The sequence below is a fragment of the Dendronalium phyllosphericum CENA369 genome, from assembly GCF_016056275.1.
GTDB lineage: Bacteria > Cyanobacteriota > Cyanobacteriia > Cyanobacteriales > Nostocaceae > Dendronalium > Dendronalium phyllosphericum.
Window position 1 is genome coordinate 20162 of record NZ_JAECZA010000315.1, and the last position, 22074, is coordinate 42235.

16 protein-coding genes are annotated in these 22074 nt (G+C 41.4%); 6 read left to right on the top strand and 10 right to left on the bottom strand.

The window, feature by feature from the left end:
• Window positions 1-177: 177 nt before the first annotated feature.
• Together I8752_RS35710 and I8752_RS35715 are read left to right on the top strand one after the other, a co-directional pair.
• Window positions 178-1593, top strand: coding sequence for an NYN domain-containing protein (locus tag I8752_RS35710; protein WP_214436873.1), 1416 nt, complete (start codon window positions 178-180; stop codon window positions 1591-1593).
• A 245-nt stretch (window positions 1594-1838) separates the two neighbouring features.
• The gene (locus I8752_RS35715; RefSeq protein WP_225896123.1) at window positions 1839-5165 is read left to right on the top strand and encodes an ATP-binding protein; all 3327 of its coding nucleotides are present in this window, start codon (window positions 1839-1841) and stop codon (window positions 5163-5165) included.
• Window positions 5166-5183: 18 nt separating this feature from the next.
• Here the strand turns inward: I8752_RS35715 and I8752_RS35720 are convergent, their stop codons facing one another.
• A complete protein-coding gene (locus I8752_RS35720; protein WP_214436874.1) occupies window positions 5184-10919 on the bottom strand; it encodes an alpha-2-macroglobulin family protein in 5736 nt (1911 codons plus the stop codon).
• Window positions 10920-11441: 522 nt separating this feature from the next.
• Between I8752_RS35720 and I8752_RS35725 the strand changes: the two genes are divergently transcribed.
• On the top strand, window positions 11442-12314 hold the full coding sequence (locus tag I8752_RS35725; RefSeq protein ID WP_214436875.1) for a 6-carboxytetrahydropterin synthase: 873 nt from the start codon (window positions 11442-11444) through the stop codon (window positions 12312-12314).
• 37 nt (window positions 12315-12351) lie between these two features.
• Here the strand turns inward: I8752_RS35725 and I8752_RS35730 are convergent, their stop codons facing one another.
• From I8752_RS35730 to I8752_RS35745, 4 genes are all read right to left on the bottom strand, one after another.
• Window positions 12352-13149, bottom strand: a complete 798-nt coding sequence (locus I8752_RS35730; RefSeq protein WP_214436876.1) for a pentapeptide repeat-containing protein — start codon at window positions 13147-13149, stop codon at window positions 12352-12354.
• 10 nt (window positions 13150-13159) lie between these two features.
• Window positions 13160-13798, bottom strand: a complete 639-nt coding sequence (locus I8752_RS35735; protein ID WP_214436877.1) for a hypothetical protein — start codon at window positions 13796-13798, stop codon at window positions 13160-13162.
• Between the two features lie 312 nt (window positions 13799-14110).
• Window positions 14111-14629, bottom strand: a complete 519-nt coding sequence (locus I8752_RS35740) for an FKBP-type peptidyl-prolyl cis-trans isomerase (RefSeq protein WP_214436878.1) — start codon at window positions 14627-14629, stop codon at window positions 14111-14113.
• A 78-nt stretch (window positions 14630-14707) separates the two neighbouring features.
• Entirely contained in the window at window positions 14708-15031 is a 324-nt protein-coding gene (locus I8752_RS35745; RefSeq protein WP_214436892.1) for a phasin family protein, read from the bottom strand.
• A 124-nt stretch (window positions 15032-15155) separates the two neighbouring features.
• Between I8752_RS35745 and I8752_RS35750 the strand changes: the two genes are divergently transcribed.
• A complete protein-coding gene (locus I8752_RS35750; protein WP_214436879.1) occupies window positions 15156-15320 on the top strand; it encodes a hypothetical protein in 165 nt (54 codons plus the stop codon).
• A 31-nt stretch (window positions 15321-15351) separates the two neighbouring features.
• Window positions 15352-16107, top strand: coding sequence for a hypothetical protein (locus I8752_RS35755; protein WP_214436880.1), 756 nt, complete (start codon window positions 15352-15354; stop codon window positions 16105-16107).
• A gap of 113 nt (window positions 16108-16220) precedes the next feature.
• On the opposite strand, the gene I8752_RS35760 is transcribed toward I8752_RS35755, so the two are convergent.
• The 5 genes from I8752_RS35760 to I8752_RS35780 all read right to left on the bottom strand — a co-directional run bounded on the left by I8752_RS35760 (window position 16221) and on the right by I8752_RS35780 (window position 20662).
• The gene (locus tag I8752_RS35760; protein ID WP_318780942.1) at window positions 16221-17108 is read right to left on the bottom strand and encodes a polysaccharide deacetylase family protein; all 888 of its coding nucleotides are present in this window, start codon (window positions 17106-17108) and stop codon (window positions 16221-16223) included.
• 276 nt (window positions 17109-17384) lie between these two features.
• Window positions 17385-17621, bottom strand: a complete 237-nt coding sequence (locus tag I8752_RS35765) for a hypothetical protein (RefSeq protein ID WP_214436881.1) — start codon at window positions 17619-17621, stop codon at window positions 17385-17387.
• Window positions 17622-17837: 216 nt separating this feature from the next.
• Window positions 17838-19040, bottom strand: a complete 1203-nt coding sequence (locus tag I8752_RS35770) for a glycoside hydrolase family 10 protein (RefSeq protein WP_404827143.1) — start codon at window positions 19038-19040, stop codon at window positions 17838-17840.
• A gap of 568 nt (window positions 19041-19608) precedes the next feature.
• Window positions 19609-20058: a TIGR00725 family protein gene (locus I8752_RS35775; protein ID WP_225896124.1), complete on the bottom strand. Its 450-nt coding sequence runs from the start codon at window positions 20056-20058 to the stop codon at window positions 19609-19611.
• Window positions 20059-20083: 25 nt separating this feature from the next.
• Window positions 20084-20662 (bottom strand): hypothetical protein, encoded by a 579-nt coding sequence (locus I8752_RS35780; protein ID WP_214436882.1) that lies wholly within the window; start codon window positions 20660-20662, stop codon window positions 20084-20086.
• Between the two features lie 203 nt (window positions 20663-20865).
• Between I8752_RS35780 and hisC the strand changes: the two genes are divergently transcribed.
• Window positions 20866-21927, top strand: coding sequence for a histidinol-phosphate transaminase (hisC, locus tag I8752_RS35785; protein WP_214436883.1), 1062 nt, complete (start codon window positions 20866-20868; stop codon window positions 21925-21927).
• The last annotated feature ends 147 nt before the right edge of the window (window positions 21928-22074 follow it).

Sequence of the window (22074 nt, forward strand, 5' to 3'; positions counted from 1 at the left end):
GGCAAGTAACAAATTAGACTTTTCAAACAACCTCTTAACCTTTTCCTCTCTGTTTTATCTGGAACAGTTTAGGCAGTTTTACGGTTCTCAGATGGTTTCCTGCCCAGATATAACATGGGAAAATTACCGTCTTTAATGATGGTATTAGCCAGGTTGTCCTACTGTAATATGTGAGCTATGCCAAATGAAGAGTTGACTGTCCATGATTCTACACAATTAAATAAAATTGGTTTCTATGTATGTCAAGCAATTATTGCTATTCAAGAACAGCAGCCAGAATTACTGCTCGAAAAGTACAGGAATGTTCAGTGGCTTAGTTCTTCTAATCAATTGAATTTAACGGCAAAATTTATAGAAATACTCAGTCCAATTTCAGATAGAGATGCATTGCTACAAAAATTGCACAAATATCTGAAAGCTATGTTAACTCCTGAAGCCTTTACTTCACCAATCTTATTAGAATTAGTAGAAAAACTTCGTCAAATTAATACTGCAACAACTGAGTTAAATGGTTCAGATAAACTCATAAATTTCAAATTATCTCAACAATATGAATCTGCTGCTAATTCGCTTACTATTACTCAGACAGGGATAGCAGTATTACTTTTGGATGCAGAAAATTTACAACTTAACACTGAAACAGAAAAATTTTTAAAAGAAGTTTGTAATTATCCCATTCAAGTTAAAATTGCCTTTGCCAATTGGTGCAGTATGGGTAAACGAGATGTTGAATTACACGGACGTGGTTATGACTTAATTCATGTACCTACTGGTAAGGACAATGCTGATGGCAAAATGATCGCTTTTGGCTCATCTGTTCGCGAGCGTTACCCAAATGCCAAAGAAGTTTTAGTATGTTCGTCAGATAAAGTGATGACTAACCTTTGCAATCATCTTCAGCAGAATGGATTAATCGTATATCAGGTTAGTAAGCAAGGAGAAGGTATTATAGTATTAAATTATTCTCAGGGTAAGATTGTTAAACAATTCCTTAATTCTGGACTCGAAATACCAACACTTGAACAATTTCTTCAACAAATTAAAGAATTAATCAAAGTCGAACAAAAACATACTCAAAGTTGTTGGGTTAAGCTGGCTACTATTTCTCAAACTTTTAAAAATAAATATAAATTTAATATAAGTCAAGTTATTTCTAAACATCTTCCCGGTAAAAAAGCTAGAGATATTTTTATTAACTATCCTGCTGATTTTGTGATTCATCAAGTTGATGAAGCGTCTGAATGTTACATAACACTATTTGAAATCGAACAAGCCAAAGCTAGTAATAACCAGGATGATAGTCTAATAAGGAGTGCCGATGCATCTTTACTATCTCGTATTACTTCCAAAGCAGATTTAGAACAAGCGCTCAAGTATATTATTAATGAGTTAACTAAACAATCTCCTGACAGCTACATTAACATTGGAAATTTAGGTAGCTCATTTAAGCAGCAGTATGGTAAACCAATTACCGAGCAAATCAAATCTTTGCAACTGAGCGGTAATTTTATTAAATTTTTACAGTCCTGTAGTTCTTTTAACTTAAAGCAAACAGAACAAGGATGGAAGGTGGGGTTAGGGACTTCCAGATGAAAAAGGGAGTAGGGGGAGTAGGGGGAGATGAGGGAGATGAGGGAGATGAGGGAGAATAACTTGCGACTTGCGACTTCTGCCTCCTGCCTCCTGCCTCCTGACTTTTAACTCAGCACTCAGCACTCAGTACTCAGCACTTACAAGGTTTCTAATCTAAGCTAAAACCTCAGTCTTTAGGCAGATCCTGATTAGCAAGAAACTCGGATTGAATAGAAGAAGCCGTGTATGCATACGGATGAATATTCATGAAGCGCGATGCCACTGGTAAATTTGTTAGCAATTGGGACTCAGAAACCAAACAAAGAGTGAGCTTATCTCTTACCAGTACAGCATGGCAATTACTTGATGAAGAGGCTCACACACAAGGAATTTCCCGTTCTGAGGCGATTGAACGCTTTGCCCGTAACCTGGGGAATGATGGGGTAGATCGCAACGCCTTGCTGCAACAAATCGTTGAACAGCAGCAAGCGATCGCCACCTTAGAGCGGCAAAAACAAGAGCTGCAATCCTTAGTAGAAAATGCGCCACGCCAAATACAGGCACGACAACAAATTGAAGAACTGCTCAAGAAGCTCCAGTACAAAGAAGAACAGCAGCAATTTCTCATCGAATTGAATGACGCAATTCGTACCATTGAAGACTCGAAGGAAATCATCTGGCGAGTTGTTAATGGTACAGGGCAACACTTCCAAGTTACTCGCTGTACCTACGGTGAAATTGATGCCAGCCAAGAATACATCGTCGTCGATCGCGACTATTGCAATGGTGTCATCAGCGTGGTTGGCAGTTACCAGATGAATTTCTTTGGTGCTGAAATCATTGCTGAATTAAAACAGGGCAAAACATTAGTTGTAGATGATGTAGATAGCGATCCTCGGATTAGCAACCCAGAAGCGGCTGCCTTTGAAGCAATTCAGACAAAATCTTTACTGTGCGTTCCCTTGGTGAAAGAAAGCCGATTTGTGGCCTTGCTTGTGCTGCATCATGTTTCGCCTCGCCACTGGACAAAAGAGGATGTGGCACTGATGGAGCGAATTGCTCAAAAAACTTGGCTAGCCGTCGAGCGATCGCGCGCAGAAGAGGCATTGCAAGATAGCACAGCTAGGCTGCAACTAGCCTTGATGGTCGGTCGCATGGGAACCTGGGACTGGGATATGCAGATGAATACGGTAACTTGGTCAGACGGCCAATTTGCCATCATGGGACTTCAACCAAACGAGTGCCAACCCAGCTATGAAATGTGGCTCAATAGCGTTCATCCAGATGACTTAGCTCAAACTGAAATAGCTCTGCAACAAGCTATGCTCCAGAGAATCGAATATCACCAAGAATATCGAACTCTTTGGACGGATGGTTCTATTCGCTGGACAGAAGCTAGAGGACAATTTATATATAATGCCCAAGGACAACCGACGCACATGATTGGCGTTCTCATTGACATCACAGAACGCAAGCAAGCCGAACAAGAGCGAGAACGATTGCTAGAACGAGAACGCATCGCTCGGACGCAAGTGGAAGTCGCACAGCGCCAATTAACAGCTTTGTTTGAAACCTCACCGATTGGCATTGGTCTGTTAGATACCAACCAGCGATTTATTGCCATTAATGAAGCATTAGCCCAAATTAACGGACTCACCCGCGAACAGCACTTCGGACGTTCAATTCCCGAAATTTTTGGTCAATTCGATTCTAAATTAGTCGAAGTCTTTCATCACATTTACACCACAGGGAATCCTTTTATTTCTTCTAGTTTTGCCATCAATGTTCCCGGACGTAGCGATCGCTCCCCCGGTTACTACAACGTTTACTATTTGCCCACAACAAACGCAAACCATCGAGTAGAAGACGTTTTAGTATATGTCGTAGATGTAACAGAGCAAGTACGGTTAGAGCGCGGTCAAAGCTTTCTCGCGTCAGCGAGTGCAGTCCTGGCCTCTTCGCTCGATTACCAAATCACCTTGGAGCGATTGGCACAGCTAGCAGTATCCGAGTTGGCAGATTGGTGTACTATTCACATCGTTGAAGAAGATGGTTCCATTGAGCAGATTGCAGTAGCTCATACCGACCCGGCAAAACTCCAATGGGCGCAGCAAATCAGACAAAAATATCCTCTAGACCCGAATGCTCCTCGCGGTGCTGCATTGACATTACGAACTGGGCAATCTGATTTCTTAGCCGATATTCCCGAGGAGTTGCTCGTACAAGCAGCCCGCGATCCAGAACATTTAGAAATTTTGCGCCAAGTTGGGTTCAAATCTATCATGACAGTGCCACTTAAAACTCAAACACAAATTCTTGGTGTAATTACCTTTGTTTCTGCCGAGTCTGGACTGCGATACGACCAAATCGACTTGCAACTAGCCGAAGAACTAGCTCACCGCGCTTCCTTAGCTATGGAAAATGCTCAGTTGTACCGAGTTGCTCAACACGATCGCGCCAAAGCCGAAGCTGCTAACCGAGTTAAAGACGAATTTCTAGCGGTGCTTTCCCACGAATTGCGATCGCCCCTAAATCCGATTCTCGGCTGGACAAAAATGTTACGAAGTCGGCGCTTAGACTCAACAAAAGCCGAACAAGCCTTAGAAACAATCGAACGCAATGCCAAGCTGCAAGCGGAGTTGATTGAAGACTTGTTAGATGTCTCCCGCATCCTTCAAGGAAAAATGACCTTAAACGTCGCTCCAGTTAATTTAGCTGCAACAATTCAAGCAGCTACAGAAACGGTACGACTGGCAGCAGAAACCAAAAACATTCACATTCAGACCAGACTCAACCCAATTTATGGAACAGTTTTTGGCGATGCGAACCGCCTGCAACAAGTTGTCTGGAACCTTGTTTCCAACGCTGTGAAGTTCACACCATCGGGAGGACGAGTTGAGGTAGAACTAAAGCAGGGTGGCATGTATGCTGAGATTCAAGTCAAAGACACAGGCATTGGTATCAACCCAGAGTTTTTACCTCATGTGTTTGAATACTTTCAGCAAGAAGATGCCACAACCACACGAAAATTCGGCGGGCTAGGATTGGGGCTGGCGATTGTGCGCCATTTAACCGAACTGCATGGAGGAACCGTTCAAGTAGATAGTCCAGGACAGAATTTAGGTACCATATTCACCGTCCTGCTACCTTTAAATATTGTCGAGCAGGAACCATCTGTCAATCACAGTCATTCCGAAACTGTGACAAACCTCACAGGTGTTGAGATATTGGTTGTGGATGATGATGCAGATATGCGGGACTTGGCAGAATTTATCCTGACACAATCTGGCGCGCAAGTGAAGACAGCCGCCTCGGCAGTACAGGCATTAACTTTCTTGAATCAGTCTGTCCCCAATCTCCTATTGTGTGACATTGGAATGCCAGAAATGGATGGTTATGCCCTGATTCGGCAAATTAGAAAGTGGTCGCCCCAACAAGGAGGAACCATTCCAGCGATCGCACTTACTGCTTATGCAGGAGAAATCAACCAGCAGCAAGCCTTAGCTGCCGGATTTCAAATGCATATTTCCAAGCCTGTGGAACCAGAGAAGTTAGTACAAGCAATTGTCCAATTGCTTTATCCCATTGGGTAATAGCAATTCGTAGCTATATTACTTGTCCTCTAATATCAGTGTAGAATCGGCAGTACGTCCAAATTCTTCTGGTGCGTATTGCAGATGAACTTCCGCACCAGGCCAGAGGAATGTACCGGGAGTCACAGAACGAACTAAGTAATGCAGACTATAAACTCCTGGTTCAAGGCGGTCGGCGTAGGCGATAATGCGATCGCGGTAAATTGTTTTAAATCCCAGTTGCCAACTATCGGCTTTTGCTTGCAAGGCAGCTGTCGTAGTTTGGAAACTCGCGTCTACTGCTTCCAAGCCTGCTGGTAATGGATCTTTAATTACTAGATGTTGCACGGGGCGATCGGCGATAATTTCTAAACCAATATCAAATACTTGTCCTGATGCTAAAGTCAATGGTTTATCAAAAGCGTAAAGACCAGTTTTTTGCAAAACTTTCTCTTCATTAACTTTGCTAATTTCCCTTGTAACTCGTAAACCATTAAATCTACCCGGTTGATTTCCCTGCAAGCGATAATTATAGGCAGCTAAATAATGCAGAGTTCCCTTCCCAGATTTTTGCAGCGTTAAATCGTGACGGCCGCGGGGTAATTTATTCATTGGCACGTTCACATTTAAACTGGGATTTTGGTAGCCATTAAAACGATTTTCTGCCAATTTTTTACCAGCTAGTTGCACTGTGGCCACAAAATTCGATGGTGTAGGTTGTAGTTGACTGTATTCGACCAAAGCTGTTAGTGCTTGGGCATTGTTATAGTTAGTTTGCCATGTACCATTTCGCCGCAGTGCCAAAAGACTTTGGAATAATTTATCTACTACTTCTGGTTTACTTTGTTTGGCAATAAATAACCGTAAAGCTTGCGCTTGTGCTGTAGTAGATGAACTCATCCATCCCCAACTGTCGGGTAAACTTACAACAGCTGTGCGACCAGTTTCATAGATATTTTTTTGTAACTGGTTCAACATTTGTTGTGATTTATCTTGCCATTCTGGGAATTGAGATAAATATCGCGCCAGTTTAATTTGAGTAACAAAATCAAAGTTGTTGCGCTGTTGATAAATATCTGTCAGGAAACTATTGCGTTTGTCTCCCAGTTCTGCTAAAGCCATCAATGTATTGAGTTGCAGTTGAGTTTTACACAATAATTGTTTGCAAAAGTCGTATTGTCCGGGATTGGCTAAAACTTTCTGCAAATAGCCTTTCAAGCGAGACAGCATTCCAGAATCGACCAAACCAGGGAATACTTGACTAGTTTTGGCTAAAGATTCAGCAGTGTAAGCAGAAATCCAAGGATCGGATTTTTCTTGTCCTGGAAAAGCTGCAAAACCGCCATCTGCTACTTGGAGTTTTTGCAATTGTTCGATTGCTTGATTTACCTGTTGGCTAGGATTAAATTCTGCAAAGGTTTGACTATATTTTTGTGCCAAAATTTGCAAATTGCTAGCAATGATTAATTGACTCGCCGCAGGTTCGGTAAATGGTAAATCATCATCTTCTAAAACTTGTTTGGCTGGTGCTTTAATTTCTGGTATTAAGGTACTCGCTAGCTGAATATCTAAACCTCCCGCTTCTGGGAAGGTGTTTTTATCAACATTCAGAGGAATTTTCACCGACTTTTCAGTGACACCCGTTTCCACAACTTGTTCTGTAATTTCCAGCGGCTTAACTTCCAAAGGTACTTCAAAAGCATCTGCTGTATTATTTAATTGAGTGTTAAAGCGAACTTTGCCAACTCCTGCACTATCAGCCACCATCCCAAAGCGATAAGCATGAGTAGCTGATTCAGCGTTGGTTTGCAATGAAGTAGTTGTGGGGTTCTTCTGGGCAAACTTCACCGTACCGCTAACTTCGCTATTAATTGTGAGACTTCCAGTATTTCCAGTGTTGTTGGTGACAGATAAACCGCCGAGGATGCGATCGCCCGGACGAACAAACTGTGGCAATATGGCGTTAGTTAGCAGTGGTTTAGTAGTAACAAACGTTGCATCGCCATTACCAAAACGCAGATTTCCATCGGTGGCGACAGCCATCACCCGCCATGTAGTTAAGTCATCTGGTAGTTTGAAGGTAATCTGGGCGTTACCATTAGCATCAGTCAGAACTGAACCGTTGTAGTAAGCTAACGCTTGGAAATTTGTGCGGGCGCGAGTATTTGCTGCACCCCTGGAAAACCCACCACCGTAACCCCAACCTTTGGGTTTCGCTATATCTTGAGGTTGTAATATCACATCTGGGCGGTTATCGCTAAAACGGGTAGCTATTGGTTGTTCGGCGTAAACTGTATCAACCAAATTTGGCGGACGATAGCCAGAAAGTTGCAATACCGCCTCATTTACCACCATAACTGTAAATTGTCCTTTGGTGGGATTACCGCGATCGTCTTTTAATTCCAGTTGTACAGTTTCCTCTGCACCAGGTTCGAGTGATGCTTGCACTGGCTTCACTTGCAGCTGTAAATATTTATCCGCCAAGTTGACTTTAAAAGGTGTAAAGCCAATGCGTACCAAGTTATCTAAACTTCCCGGTTCTACCTGATTTAAAGGTGCGCCTTGTCTGACTAACACAGCTTGCACTGCTGCATTAGGTAACATTTCCGGCGTAACTTGAAACTGAATTTGGGGCGCGCCTCCTTTGACTTTAGTAATCTGCTGATAAAGCGGTTTATCTTTAACCACAGCAAAGTACAATTCCGCATCTGGATAGGGAGATTGAATCAGTGCAGTGACAGTTTCACCCGGTTTAAATTCTTTTTTATCTAGTTTAACTTCTAGGATATCTTCTTCTCTCGAACCCCAAAATACCGGATTTTCTCCAGTTGCCCAAATTTGCAAATCTGTAGCGCTTGACTCATCTTTAGCATCGCTAAAGTTAGCGCGAATTCGGTAAGAACCTGATTCTGGTGGTGTAAGATTTACAGATTGCGGACTGCTAGTAGATTGAATTTCTGTTTGTACAACTGTCTTGTATTCAACTTGATTTTTCGGAGTCCGACTTCCTTCTACAACCTGCGTCACACTACTGTATTTTATCTGTTGTAATTCCAGACGTAGGCGTTGATTTTCTATTGGTTTTCCTGTCGGCTCAGTTACAATAACTTCAATTGGCAAAGCTTTTCCAGCATCAGCAATAAAATTACTTTTTAAACCAATCAAACGATTACTTGGTAAAGCTGTAAAAGTTTTGGAGTTTGCCACAGACAGATTAGACACATCTGCAACTTGTATATCCACTTGATAAATGGTGGGATATGGTAAATCTTTAGCTACCGTTATTGTTTGTTCGCTTTTACCATTAGCATCTAGCTGGGTATTAGTTTGCAACACGTCGCTAGGAATAGAAGGACTTTCCTCCGGCCAAAACCATTGTCTGCCAAAGGAGAATGCTTCCCAATTTTTAGGAATAAAATTTGTCTGCTGGCGAGTCACAAAATATTTTGCTTCTCCACCTTCCACAGGTGCACCAAAGAGATAGTTACTTGTAGCTTTTGCCTCAACTTTGTCATCTAAAAAGGCAAATTCTTTATCTAAATTGAGTTCGACTTTAAAATTGGGTGGTTTAAACTCGGCTACGCGAAATTCACCAGAAATCTCCTGCCCATTCTTTCCCTTACCTTGAATTTTATAATAGCCTAAACGCTGCGTAGTCTTGATTGGTACTTCCAAGGAAAACGTCCCAAACTCATTTGTCGTTTGCGTACCTAAATCGGTTTTTTGCCCGTCAGGATCGACTAAAGTTAATTGATAAACAGCATTTTTATCTTGCTGAATATTGCCATTTTGTAAATATTCAGTGAAACCAGTAAACCAAGCTTTCTCCCCTGGTTGATACAACTGTCTATCCGAGAAAATTACTCCGCGTGATTCCGGCTTCCCGTCTTGCCAACCTGCATCAATGCCGTAGCCATAAACACCACTATATTCTTCAGTTCTAGCAAATGCCCAATCTTGATTTTCACGGGCAATTACTAACAATTCTGGTGATTTGACAAAGCTTTTATTTCCAGCAAAACATTGCTTTAAGTTATCACTATTAATTCTTAAAGTTCCATTTTCATCAGTTTTATCTGATGCACAAGGTGAGGTTTCAGTTTGAGATTTTGCTTGTAATTTCGATGGATAAATTTCAACAGCAGCAGCTTTCACTGGCGAACCATCATTAAGATGATTGACGCGAATTAATCCCGAATCAGGAAACCACTGAGAAAATACACCTAAATTCGTCAATTGAACCAAGCCATAAGTCGTAGGTTCTTGCCACAGCGTTTTCCCATTATCCTGATATTTATTAGTGCGTGCCTGTACGCCATAAGCTAACATTCCTGTAGCTTTACCAAGTTTTTCTCGTAGAGGTACTGTGACATCAATTAACTGATTTTTCTTAGCCGATACCTTAAAGCTTTGCCACTTACTTGGTTGCGGTAATAAATCATTATCATTACCCTGGGGATAAGCAGAATTAAAATAAACTAAATCTGTTGGTTGTACTACTTTATATGCAGCTTTGTATTTAGATTCTGGCAGATTTACAGTGCTGATATTTAGCTGTAAGTCTTTACCTGCGGGAAAAATATGCAAATCCGACGGTATCCAAATGTCCCCAGCTAAATCTCCAGTTTCATACTTCACTGTGACAGGCTTACCCAAAGTTTGTCCAAACTTATCTTTGAGATTTGCACCAATAGTAATTGTATAAGTCTTAGCTGGTTCTAGTGCATAAGGATTTATAGTAACAATTCTATCTTCATCGTTTACTTGGATAACTCGTGAAATATCTTTTGGTGCAGGATTAAGTTTAATATTTTCTCTAGCTGAATCTGCTACTAAAATATTATTAAATTCTAGCTGAGGACTGCCTTTGAGAAATCGTCCATAGGTTCCGTTGGAATCTGGCTGTCCATAAAAGTTAATTTTCTGAAATGCTAAGGGCGAATAAGTTGTTAATTTACTAACAATTTCCTTATCGGTAGGCAAATTACCGTAATTGGGTAGAACTCCAGCAGAAAACGTTAAGCGATAACGAGTTGCTTTTTCAAGGCTTTGCTGCGGAATGAGATGATAAATCCAATTGCGGGCTGAAGGGTCAAATTTTTCTAAAGGATCTTCACTGTCTTTTACTGGTTTTTCTTCTTTAGATAATTCAACTTGGAAACGTACACCTTTATTTTTACTTTCTGGAATTAACTGTAGATGTTCTTGTACGGAAGCTAAATTTAATTCCACATTTGAGGTAAATTGCAACTTTTGCTGTAAATCAATTGGTTCGACATCAGCCTTCTCAATTGGATTAACTCCAGGTAAGTCAGTTAGCTTGATAGATTCAGTATTGAAAGTCCAAGCTAAATCTTTATCTAAACGATGATTTTTTAAGTCTGCTAAACCTGATTTTAGAGTTACTTGAAATCTAGTAGCATTAGGCAGTGCTTTATTAGCTTGAAAGCCTACCATACGCGGCGTTAAAAAGCGAAATTCACCCGGTAAGGGAGGCCAAAGGGCAAATTTTTGTAATAGTTTTTGCTGTTCTGAACTGTCAAGACTTTCAACTGGGATTAAAGCCTCTTTAAATCGGATGCGAATTTGGTTAAGAGGTTTAGCATCGCCAATGGGACTAATTTGTTCAATCCAATCTGGTAGATTTGGTGGTGTGAGTGGGGAAACAACTGGTAGTTGTTCTTTCTGTGAAGAAATTCCCAAAAAATTGCACCCTGCTATTCCTAATACAAGCGTTAGGGCAAGCAGAGATTGTATTAAAAATTTAATAATCATGTTTAGGTGAGAGAATATTTAAAAATATGGGAATACGCAAATTAACAGCTTATTAAAGAAGCAAATAATTTTATTTTTACCGAATTATTTAAGACGGCTATATTTTTATTCATATAGATAACTATTCCAGCATAAATATTCCGAAAATAACTATAATTCTTAACAAATAACAGGTGTTTTTATTTAAAGAAATAATTTATCTAAATGTAGTCACTTTCACCGATGAATGTCAATTTAGTAGAAGTTTTTGACGAAAAGCGCATAATATAGCTGGGGACTGGGTGAAAAGTCTTTTTGTGTCTAGGTTTGATCGTCTGTTGATGTCCTAACACTACTGGCGACGGCTATATGTGGCTTGCAGTGAGAGTATCCAGAAAGACTAAAGGGGCTAGGAATGAGGAAATTCTCCTCTACCCCTCTGCCCCCTGCTCTGTTGCCCCAGTCACATGACAAACAACCGAGGAATTAGTTTATGCTGGAAGTATCAAAAGTTAAGAAATTTTAAATTCTGTTGCCATACTCATGCAATGTATTGTTAATCGCCGCGCTCAATTTTCGGCAAGCCACCGTTATTGGTTGCCAGAACTGAGTGAAGCCGAGAATATTGAGAAATTTGGTGCTTGCTCTAGATTTCCCGGACACGGGCATAATTATGTCTTATTTATTTCTCTAGCTGGAGAATTGAATGAATATGGCATGGTGCTGAACTTGTCAGACGTGAAACAGGTAATCAAGCGCGAAGTTACAAGCCAACTAGACTTTTCTTATCTCAACGATGTGTGGGCAGAATTTCAAGAAACTCTACCTACTACTGAGAATATTGCACGGGTAATTTGGCAACGGTTAGTGCCTTATTTGCCTCTAGTCCGCGTGCAGTTGTTTGAACATCCTGAACTTTGGGCAGATTATACGGGAAACGCAATGGAAGCCTACCTCACCATCAGCACTCATTTTAGCGCCGCCCATCGGCTGGCTCATCCTAACCTCAGTAACGAAGAGAACACAGAGATTTACGGTAAATGTGCCCGTCCTCACGGTCACGGACACAACTACCATCTAGAAGTCACTGTTAAAGGAGAAATCGAGCCGCGCACGGGGATGATTGTCGATTTAGGTGCTGTGAATCAGGCGATAGAAGATTATGTAGTAGAGCCATTCGATCACACCTTTTTAAACAAAGACATTCCTTACTTTGCCGAAGTCGTACCCACTGCTGAGAATATCGCACTTTACATTAGTAATTTACTGCGATCGCCCATTCAAGAATTGGGAGCAAAGCTTTACAAAGTCAAACTGATCGAAAGTCCAAATAACTCCTGTGAAATTTACTGTACGGAGTCAGAAGCAAACTCACTCAATGGTACAGAGAGTCAGCCGATATTGGCACGGGTTTAGATAATAAGGGCGAACGGCCGTTCGCCCCTACTACGAATTACTTGAGGTTCGGCATAATCGTATCTTGAAGATTCGCACCGATGAGGTTAGCTCCCTTCAGGTTAGCGCCTCTGAGGTTAGCGCCTCTAAGATCGGCCCCGGCTAAATTTGCTTTGCTAAGGTTAGTCCAGCTCAAGTTAGCACCTCTCAAGTCAGCTTCACTGAGGTTAGCCCGTAACAAATATGCACTACTCAAGTGAGCTTGATTTAGATTGGCTTTATATAAGTCAGTTTTATAAAGGTAAGCTCCCATCAAATCTGCCCCGTAAAGCTTTGCTTCACTAAGGTCACTCCCAATCAAGTTAGCTGCAATCATGTTGGCAAAACAGAGGTTAGTCCGACAAAGCTTTGTTGTACCTAAATCGGCATCTCTCAAGTTAGCACCGCTTAAGTCAGTTCCAATCAAGTTAGCATCCGCGATGATAGCGCCTTTGAGATTTGCTTCACTCAAATCAGCTCCAATTAAATTGGCAGAACTGAGATTTGCTTGTGTAAGTGTAGCACCGCTTAAATTAGCAATACTCAAGTTAGCTGCGCTGAGATTGGCTTCAATTAAAATTGCTTTATAAAGGTTAGCACTACCGAGGTCAGCATCGCTGAGGTTGGCTCGCACGAGTAAAGCATTACTTAGATCCACTCTGCTCAAGTTTGCTCCTTGGAGGTTTGCACCTCTGAGGTTTTCACTTTGCAAATTTGCGCCACTCAGGTCTGCTTCAATCTGGGGATTTTTTTGTCTCCACTCAATCCATGTGACTGCACCAGCTTTCAGTAAAGCCAGATGCTCTCGATTTGCCATTTTTTCTCCTTTATTCGTTGCGCCCTTGGGAATTTACCCGACCTGCGACACTTTCAATCGCCGTTAATGCTCCCGCCGCACCAGCCAGAATATCGCGTTCTTGTCCGCCTAAGTACAGCCGTCCAAAGCTACCTACAGCTTGCACTTCCAGGATGTTAATCGCTGCTGCTTTCTCGGCTTCATTGGCAGCCAAAGCAGCGTAAGCAGCAGGCTCAACTTCTAATACATACAGCGTTTGCCCTGCTAATAATAGCTGTCCGCGTCGAGTGCGATTGATAAGTTGTGTTTGGTAAGCATCAATATTGCGGATAATTTGGGTAGAAACAACACGCGGCTTCAGACATTCCTCTTTTCGGACTCCTAATGTTGCCAAAATCGCTTGACCAGCAGCTCGTGTTTCTCCTTGAGAGGCAGAATGAACTTCTAATAGACCGTACAGGCGTTCGACTACCTGCACACCCGGACGCACAGAGGCAGCTTTGAGCGCAACATCAGTAATGCGATTAATTTCGATACCAGGAGAGATTTCAATCCACAGCGATGTATCTCCTGGTAATGGCAAGAAACCTTGGGCTACTGTTCCTATATATGCTGCGTGTTGAGGTTGCAGGCTGTCGAGAAATACGAAACTGCGTAGTTCTATTCCCAAAGTTTAGCTCTCCAGTCATGAAGGTAGAAGTTATCTATTGCAATATATGAGTTTACCCTTAAACTACCATAAGGCTAGACACTAAAATTTAGGGGTTAGGGCTGAGGTGCTGCGATCGCTTGCTTCAATGTTTTCAGCTAAATTACCCCTTACAGGAATTTTCAGATTTATAGACTACGCCACTTGTTCTCAGTCGGGAAACCCCTATCCTTGTGTTAAAAAAGACGCTGTGCGAAGCTGGACTTACCGCACAGCGCTAGCTCGTTAGTAGTCAGCAGTTGAGAACTACTGACTGCTGAATAATAGTATTTCTTACTTAACTCCTAGCAATTCCACATCGAAAATCAGGGTGGCATTGGGTGGAATCACGCCGCCAGCACCACGTGCACCGTAACCTAATTCTGGGGGAATGATTAACTCACGACGACCGCCTACTTTCATAGTGCTGAGTCCTTCATCCCAACCTTTAATAACTTGTCCGACACCGATTTTAAAGTCAAAGGGACGGTTGCGATCGCGCGAACTATCAAACTTTGTACCATCTTCCAAAGTGCCAGTGTAGTGAACAGTCACCGTTTGTCCGGTTTTAGGAGTCGCCCCTGTTCCTTCTTGTATCTCTTTATATTTCAGTCCAGAGGAGGTAGTTACAACATCGGCATCAGACATAGGCTTGCTCGCAATCAAGATATTGTTTTCAGTAACATTAGTGGGTGCTGGTGTTGTTTGAGTCAAATTAGCAGCGATGGCATCCTGTTTACTACCAACTTGTGCCAATACTAGAACTACAACACATACCAGCATGAACCCCACGCTAAGTAAAATCGTTTTCAAAATCAGTCCTCCCTACTGAGGTAATCTGAAAATAAGAATACCAACAGGACACATATAGTTTAAATCAGAAAAGACATCCTAACGCCAAAGCTTATTTTCTAAATCGCGTACTTGACGCTCTAAACGGTCAATTCTGCCGCGCAGTTCATCCACCTCAGATTGACGAGCCACCCCCAAATCCTGCATCATATTTCGCATTTGCCTTTGCATCTGAGCTTCCCAGTTTCCCTGCTCGGACTTTAACTGCTCGACAACATCATCCATCACTGCCTTAGCTTGATCGGGATTGAGCTTACCGTCTTTGACCAATTCATCGCTGACTTGTCGCAGTTTTTCTGCCATCAAAGACGTTGTGCCAATGCCGAGCATCATTAACTGTTGTAACCAGTTGTTGCTGTCCATACTTCCTTCTTCTTCATTCATCAAACCAGCCAACCCTTGCTCTTGAATGTTTGCCATCAAGCCACGCTGGAAGGGTAGTTATTCTAGCCTACAGCTCTATTTTGGCAAATTGGCAAGCACAAAGATGAAAGAGCGTAGCGATCGGCAATTCAATAATTTTAAATTTGCTGTATCAGGTGCGATCGCACTTCTGGTTCTCAGAATTGACCAATCAATTGTTTGCTGTTGTCTGAAATTAAGACTGTTAAGTTACTCAGCACGTGTAGTTCTCACCTTAACACTGTGTTAATTATTGTGACGTTAACAGGAGTATAGATACTTTGCTCAAGCTTTCTCCAGAATCTCCTCTATTTATTTTCTTAATTATTATAAGTTTTTTAATAGTAACTTTGTCAGCATGGTTATCACCTCAACCATTTATTTTAAAATCATTTGGGCTGAGTGATATTATTCAGTCGCTCTCGTTACTATTGTTTATTTCTTTATTGTTAGAACGTTCTTTAGAAGTTTTTATAACTACTTGGCGAGGTTCAACAACAGAACAATTAGAAATTTCAATCCAACAGCAAAAGACCTTGATTTCTGAAAACAGAAGATTTCTTGAAGAGCAAAATTCTTCACCAGCTGCTTTTGAAATCTATAAGTTCAGTGGACTTCCGCCTGAAGGAATGAGTTTGGAACAGCAAATGTTGCAGAATCCCAATATAAATCCAGAGGAGCTAGAAAACAGAAATATCCCACCTGAGAATTTTTTTACTACAATTAACGATTTACATGAAAGAGAACGCAAACAAATAGCCTATAAAGCTGATACAAGAATTATTGCTTTATGGACATCCCTTTTTTTCGGAATTTTAATAAGTGCAGTAGGTATTCGCTCTATTGAACCACTCGTAGTTATTGATTTCAATAATTCAATCCAAGTAAGTATATTTCGATGTTTAGATGCATTATTAACAGGAGGATTAATTGCCGGAGGTAGCGAGGGAATTCATAAGCTAATAAAGGTTTTTACTGACTTCACAGAAGCTAGTTCCAAACAAATCAAAAATCAGAAATTGTCGCGTTCGATGTAAGGAAGTAGGAATATATGAGCACGCAAAGACAAGTTAGATTTAATCATGAGCACTCGACCAGACTTAATATGACTCCTAATTCCTCACTCCTAACTCAGCACAGTTTATCACTGTTAATTTGGATGTTCGTGATTTGCGCTCGCGGGTAATGCTGCTGTTAGAGTTTGTTCTTTGGCTTGCATTTCCAACAGTTCGGGTATTGTCACAAATTTATATCCCTGGGCCTTCAGACCGTCAATAATTGCTGGTAAAGCCTTGACTGTTCGGGAACGGTTACCGCCACCATCGTGCATTAACACTATAGCTCCAGGTTTTGCACTTTTTAGCACATTTGCAATCATTCCTGGCACTTGGGGCGAACGACGTTCGGCATCTCCTGACATTTCTGACCACATCATGACAGCGTACTTTTGATTTTCGGCGTAGTCAGCTAATCCATTATGCAAAAAGCCACCTGGGGGACGAAACAGAGTTGTTTTCACTCCTGTAGTTTTGTAGATGATGTCTGCTGTTTTGTCAATTTCACTAGCCGCAGTCAGTGCGTTCATGTGGCGATACCAATGATGCCATGTGTGGTTGCCAATTATATGACCATCAGCAGCTACTTCCTTGGCAATCTGGGGAAAATATTTCACCATTTCCCCGATCATGAAGAATGTCGCTTTAATATGATTTTTCTTTAAAATTTCTAATACTTGTGCTGTGTTTTTCGGCCCCGGGCCATCATCAAAGGTCAAGGCGATGACTTTTTCCTTTGGTTTTAGTTTGCCTTGATAAACAACCTTTCCCTGAAATTCTTTTGGTATTTCTACTGTCTGGTTTGGAACTGGGACAACATTCTGGGCGGTTGCACTCATCGTTTCATCTGCTGACTTTTTCATAGCCAACACATGGTTAAGTCCGCTTTTAGGTAAAAGCATACTCAAAGTAAAACCACTACCAGCAGTTACCAGTATTATTGTTCCTACTCGTAAAATCTGAGATAATTTATTGGTAAACACATTGAATCTCCTTAAATATTGGTAATAAGTCAAGAGTCAGGAATTGTTAACTTTTGCTCCTAGATTCCTATCTACCTATTTTTTAACTATAGTCGGACTCTTTTGTAAATTAATATATCTGCCTCTGATAGACTTGTCCATTGAAGACTACCTAAAATTTTTGTTCCCTGTTATCTAATTTTTACTCGCTCGTAGTTAAATATATCTGCTACTAAAAGAATAAGATACTTGAAACATTCCAGCTAGTGCTAAAGAAAGACTGAGCTAAATTTGCGCTTATTCGCCGCCTACATGTATAAAAATTGCTTTCAACCGTCCAATAAAGGCGGCGATGATGGTAGTATAACCGTAACTATGAGAAATTGTCGGGCGTAGTTGACCGAAAAAGTCTGGAACTTCGGGCACTCCAGCTAAATAATGCGATCGCTCTTTATCCCAGCATATACCGCAACCTTGGAACTTTAACCAACGACGCGCACGCTGAAGCCAAAAAATGTTTGCTACTTCTGACAATTAGTTCAAAAAGCGGGAATAGTCTCACTTTTACTTTTAATTGCAGCGCTTCGATCTTCACTTTCAAAAGTCCGCCAAGCACTCAATGTCTGTGATTCAAATTGAGTGCATAGATGCTATGGCGGAATGTGACTAAGAAAACGTGAAACTCCTGCTATGGCTGGGTATAGGGATATAGGGATGTTAAGCCTAATAACAAGCTATAGCTATACGATGTTATTCAAGCGCAGAACGGAATGCGGGAGCAGGAAAGAGACTTTGAAATGCAGCTATCCTTTCGCTTAAAGGTTCTGGAGCTTCATTCCAGAGACTTTCATAGTAGAAAAAGATCGCACCTAAACCACGTCCTTGGGCAGCCCGTACCTGAGATTGAATTTGCTGAATTGAAACTGGACGATTTCGCAACCCTGCCATGATTCCAATTCCAGTTGGTATGACTTGTTGGGCTTGTTGAATTTCTGGGCGGGCAATGTTGGCAATAAAACCTTGCAAATCAGGACGATAAATTTGCACAATTAGCTCGTCTACAATATTCAGCCGTATCCAACTCAGCCAATCTTGCAGCTGAAACTTGTAAGCGAAGTCATAGTAGTTAGGAGATACAGAGAAAATCGCTTTGGGCTTTCTCTGCTTCACAGCTTGGTTGAGTTGCACCATAAAGGCTGTGATTTTATCTGCTCGCCAGCGCACCCATTCTGGATCTTCGGCATCGCTGGGAGGATTTTTCTTAGTTTCTTGAGTGTATAACTTCACTGTGTACTGGTCGTAACCAAATTCACGAGGTAAACTCATGTGATCGTCAAACTGAATGCCATCTGCATCATATTGGGTGACGATTTCCAAAACGAGACTGGTGATAAACTGCTGTACTTCTGGATGGAAGGGATTGAGCCACATCACTTCACCAGCAGCACTGATCGAAGTTTGGCTACCATCTCGCTTTTGAGTGAACCATTCTGGATGATTCAATGCCAGTTCTGAGGTTGGGGGAGCCATGAAACCGAACTCAAACCAAGGAATTACGAGCAGTCCTTTGCGATGGCCTTGGTTAATCAGGTCTGCAAGAATATCATGTCCATCTGTACCTCGCAAAACAAAAGGCTGGATATCTGCACGTTGTGCCACGGCACTAGGATACATTACATAACCGGAATTCCACACGACAGGATAAATTGTGTTAAAGTTCAGCCTTCGTAGTTGATTCAAGGCTTCCTGCACCTTGGAGCGTTCCTTGAGGGTATTAAAATCATTGTTGGTCATCCAAACTCCACGAATTTCCTGACGTGGTAGTTGCGCGATCGCAGGGGTGAAACTATTCACCAGCAAGACCGTAACAAACGATATCAAAACTAGGAACGGGAAAAGGCTCTTAAGCAATATCTGACGAAAAGCCTTTTGGGTTGGGAAGTTCGCAATCAACGAGAAGCAAACCAACTGCGATTTTGGGGAAACCTCAAGTGGAGGAATTGGCATCCAATACTGGAACCGCCTCACCATAGGGCATCTCTGTCGCCAACCTTGGAGAAGGAAACTTAATTTCATAGGTTTGAACAATCTGTTAGCTACCCACACTTGCGATCGCATGTTTCTACGACGGAACCTACTAGCCTTATATTTTATAAGCATTTATGCTTACTATAAATTGGTTAGTTAGTACTCGTTTATTCAATGCGACTCAGCAAAAATCTGCCTCAAAGAAACTGAGGCACAATTAGCACACCAGGATGTTTGACGCAGCTAATAGGTCATAAGTGCCCCATAAAGCGTTTGTATTCCGGGTAAAGGCTGAATTTAAAGATAAATATTGCTTTCTCTAACTCTTAAGTATATTTACGGAATTTCATTTTCTTTTTACTACGACTAAACTTGCTAGCTAGAGATTTAGTGTATTATGCGATCGCACTTCTGTAACCTCTATATTTACTTCTGGTTTTTGCTTTGATTAATAATTACGATAAAATTGCCTTAACAGTAGCGATCGCATCCGCTACATTCTCCACAACATAAACACTTTCTGGGGAAATTTTCTGAAAAAAACTTGGCTTTCTTCATCATCAGTCAATAAAATCACTTGCTTTTTTCCTTTCAAAGCTAAAGCAATTTCTGAAGCGGTTCCTGCACCCATACCACAAGCAATTACCAGATCGCTGGAGAGAACATTAATATTATTACGAGCATTTCCCATATCTGTGAAAATTGCAATATCTACCGCTTGAGAAATACCGTCCTGGGTATCATTGGGGAGGATGCCAATAGTTAAACCATTGCTAGCTTTTGCACCTTTACTTGCTGCATCCATTACTCCCACATTTCTACCACCAGTTAATAAAACCCATCCCTGTTTAGCAATGAGTTGACCTAATTCATAAGCATTTCGCAAATCGTTTTCTTTAGCCTTTTCTCCAGGCCCCATCACCCCAATCACAATTTTTCGCATGAAGCTGATTAATTTTAATTTTTACCTACCATTTTTCAGCCCAATAGACAATTTCTGAAGCTGAACTATCAATAGCTACACCGTAGCTGTCTCCATGATTCCATTTAAAACCAGGGCTACCTTTATCTTGTGCATTTAATACTAATATTTCATAAGTGGCTGGAAAAGATTCTGCACGAGTGTCACTTGTGTAAAAGAAAGTTGTCGGCACACCATTAGGCAAATTAGCGTGATCGTTAGTATTACCACCTCTATATTTGCGTTGAGCAATATTTCTATATTGTGAAAGTAATTTTTGCAGCCGATCTGGCGGCTGTTTTAGCCTAACTTGAAAATAACTACCCCCTTGTGAAAAGCCGGGAGAATAAGCAATACGTACAGATTGATCGCCAATAGGAATTTTATCGGGAAAATGTTTTACTTCGTTATTATCAGACCACAGGTGATTGCGAATTTCTCCATAGCGCGACGTATCAGTTATTATCTCCGAATCACTAGTGCTGCTAAAAGCTTTTCTGAGAAAAAAACTTCCCCCAACAATACCAAGACTGCCAAGAGAAAGTAGAACTATCATGGCGATTTTGACGAAAGGCGATCGCTTCATTGAGTTGGGTACATTTAAATTTTATAGTCATATACCCAACTACTAAACTAAATTCGTAGGATTGCGGAGCTACTTCAAGATATATTGACAAAAACTTTGTACAGTCAGGGTAAATACGGGGTAATTGTAAAATTGCTATAAAGTAAACTAATAGTTCCTACTCAAAAACCGCTAGTACCGCCTTGGGGAATTAAAAATTGCTTATGACCAATTACTTCCGTTCCAATGTTGATGCAATGGCTAGCTACGTTCCCGGCGAACAGCCTCCACGCGGTACACAGATTGTTAAACTCAACAGCAATGAAAACCCATATCCTCCCTCACCTGCGGCCCTAGCGGTGTTGCAGAATATTGATGGCGAGTCGTTGCGACGGTATCCCCAACCTTTGGGGGGAGAGTTTCGAGAAGCTGCAAGTAAAGTTTTAGGAGTTCCTCCCGATTGGATAATTGTAGGAAATGGTAGCGATGAACTATTGAGTGTGGTGATTCGCGCCTGTGCTGAACCTGGGCGGAAAGTGGTTTATCCAATGCCAACTTACGTCCTATATCGCACTTTAACCGAGATCCAAGCTGCGGATATTACTGAGATTGCTTATAGAGAAGATTACAGTCTACCTGTAGAAGAATTGGTTGCTATTAATGGGTCTGTAACATTCATTGCATCGCCAAATAGTCCATCGGGGCATGTTGTGCCAAAAGATGAGCTGCGAAAACTAGCCAGCCAGTTATCAGGGGTTTTAGTAATTGACGAAGCATATGTGGATTTTACGGAAGACAATGCCTTAGCTTTGGTAAAAGAATACGAGAATGTAATTGTGATTCGCACTCTTTCTAAGGGATACTCTTTAGCAGGATTGCGGTTGGGATTTGGGGTAGCGAATCCCAAGCTGTTGCATGGATTGTTTAAGGTGAAGGACAGTTATAATATTGATGCGATCGCCTGTGCTGTTGGTACGGCTGCCATCACTGACCAAGATTATAAAAATGCTTGTGTAGCAAAAATTAAGGCTTCCCGAACTAAGCTAGCAACAGACTTAAAACAATTAGGTTTCCATGTTTGGGATTCTCAAACTAACTTTTTACTAGCACAACCTCCTCAGGGAAACGCCGAATACCTCTATCAAAAACTGAAGGAACGAGGAATTTTAATTCGCTATTTCAACCAGCCAAGGCTAGAAGATAAATTACGTATTACTGTTGGCACTGACGAACAAAATCAAACCCTTATAGAGGCGCTGATTTATTTATTAGAGTCTGGAAACTAAGGAGATGAGGGAACACGAGTACATAAAAGTTCTTTCTGCTTTCTAGCTCATACCGTTTCACTTTAAATTTGATACGAATAGGCCGCAGGGGAGCAGAGGGGCAGAGGAGAAATTATTTGTATCATTTATTTGGTGAAATGGTATCAC